At 62.7% G+C, this 1,934-nt stretch carries 1 protein-coding gene; it reads left to right on the top strand.

The annotated features are described in order from the left end of the window. The first annotated feature begins 592 nt into the window (after positions 1 to 592). Positions 593 to 1,846, top strand: coding sequence for a group II intron reverse transcriptase/maturase (ltrA, locus tag C1I95_RS33620; RefSeq protein WP_111220116.1), 1,254 nt, complete (start codon positions 593 to 595; stop codon positions 1,844 to 1,846). Positions 1,847 to 1,934: the final 88 nt, after the last annotated feature.

The following is a 1,934-nucleotide window of genomic DNA, read 5'->3' as shown; positions in this document are numbered from 1 at the left end:
GATCAAGGTGTGCCACGAACGCAAGGAGGAGCTTGATGTAGGTAGAGCGACTTTATGCGGTGCTGTGCAGGAGATGAAGGTTGGCCCTTCGGAGTCGCCCTGCGGGGGGAGACTCCAAACCGCCACATGCTGCGGAAGGGGTAACGCGACCGTGGTGAGCGATGTGGAAAAGGCACTGATTGAAGTGTCAGGTGGGGATCAGGAAGACGAGCGTGAGCGAATCACTGACGACGTGTCGTTATTTAACTCTAGGTGGCATCAAAACCGGGGTGCCTTGTTGATCCCGGGAAGAGTCTGGCGGATACCCGTTTACTGGCCAGATGGTGTCCGGCATGAAGGTGACGTGAGCCTGATCTGCTGCTCTTGCACGGAACGTGGGAAGGCATGTCTCGACACCGTCGCCCCAGGTGTGGGGTGCGAGAGGGAGCGCTTCAAGCGGCTGACACCGCAAGGGGTTGAGTACCGTCGCGAGGCGTGCTGGCGGACCGGCTCGTAGTAGTGCCGAAGCCCCTGTAATGGGGGTGGAGCGAAGGGGCCGGGTCATCCGTGGCTGTGTGTGTCTGGTCAACCGGACGTTGTTCGGGAGGAGCCGATGGACAAGCTGAAGTCACCAGAGAAGCCGTTTGTGATTTCGAAGTGGGAGGTCTGGGAGGCGTTTCGTGAGGTAAAGCGAAATCAGGGTGCGCCGGGGGTGGACGGGCAGTCCATTGCCGACTTCGAGGCCGATCTGGAGGGCAACCTTTACAAGATCTGGAATCGGATGTCGTCGGGGACGTACTTCCCTCCTCCGGTGCGAGCGGTGGAGATTCCGAAACAGCACGGCGGCGGCACGAGGATGCTCGGCGTCCCCACCGTCGCCGACCGGGTCGCGCAGACCGTGGTAGCCAGGCACTTGGGAATTCGTGTGGATCCAATATTTCACGAGGATTCCTACGGCTACCGGCCGAAGCGGTCGGCCCTGGATGCGGTCCAGCGGTGCCGGCAACGGTGCTGGAAGAAAGACTGGGTGATCGATCTTGACATTCAGAAGTTCTTCGACAGCGTCCGGTGGGACCTCATCGTCAAGGCTGTCCAGGCTCACACCGACGCCGTCTGGGTGACGTTGTATGTCAAGCGGTGGCTCCAAGCGCCGCTGCAACTGCCCGACGGAACCTTGCAGGAGCGGGACCGGGGGACCCCGCAGGGGTCCGCGGTCTCGCCCGTGCTGGCGAACCTGTTCATGCACTACGCGTTCGACACCTGGCTCGCCCGCAACTTTCCGGACGTGCAGTTCGAACGCTATGCCGACGACGCGGTCGTGCACTGCGTCAGTGAGCGCCAGGCCCGCCAGGTGCTGGCGGCACTCGGGAACAGGATGGACGAAGTCGGGCTGCGGCTGCACCCCGACAAGACCAAGATCGTGTACTGCAAGGACGGCAACCGGCGCGGCTCGTACGAGCACACGTCGTTCACGTTCCTGGGGTTCACGTTCCAAGCCCGCAAGGCGCGCAGCAGGAAGGGGAAGAACTTCACCAACTTCCTGCCCGCGATCAGCAAGGAAGCCCTGAAGAACGTCAGTGGGGAAGTCCGCGCCTGGCGGCTTCACCTGCGGATCGGCCACACCCTCGCCGAGCTCGCGCGGAGGATCAACCCGATCGTGCGCGGCTGGCTGCAGTACTACGGGGCGTACTACCGCTCCGCTCTGCTGCCACTCCTGGAACGCATCAACGCCTACCTGGTGCGCTGGATCCGCAAGAAGTACAAACGACTGCGGCCGTTCAGGAAGGCCCAACAGTGCTGGCAGCGCATCACCCGCCAGCACCCGAGGCTCTTCGCCCACTGGGCATGGACACCGCGCTTCTGGTGATCAGGATGACAAGAGCCGTGTAACGGGAGACTGTTACGCACGGTTCTGTGGGAGCCCGGGGGTGAAATCCCCCCGGGCGACCCGACTT

It is taken from the genome of Micromonospora craterilacus (assembly GCF_003236315.1).
GTDB lineage: Bacteria > Actinomycetota > Actinomycetes > Mycobacteriales > Micromonosporaceae > Micromonospora > Micromonospora craterilacus.
The sequence above is the reverse complement of the archived record's forward strand: the minus strand, read 5'-3'. Positions and strand labels throughout refer to the sequence as shown.

Coding starts and splice junctions, on each gene's coding strand:
- ltrA (WP_111220116.1), top strand. CDS start 593: ATGGACAAGCTGAAGTCACCAGAGAAGCCGTTTGTGATTTCGAAGTGG.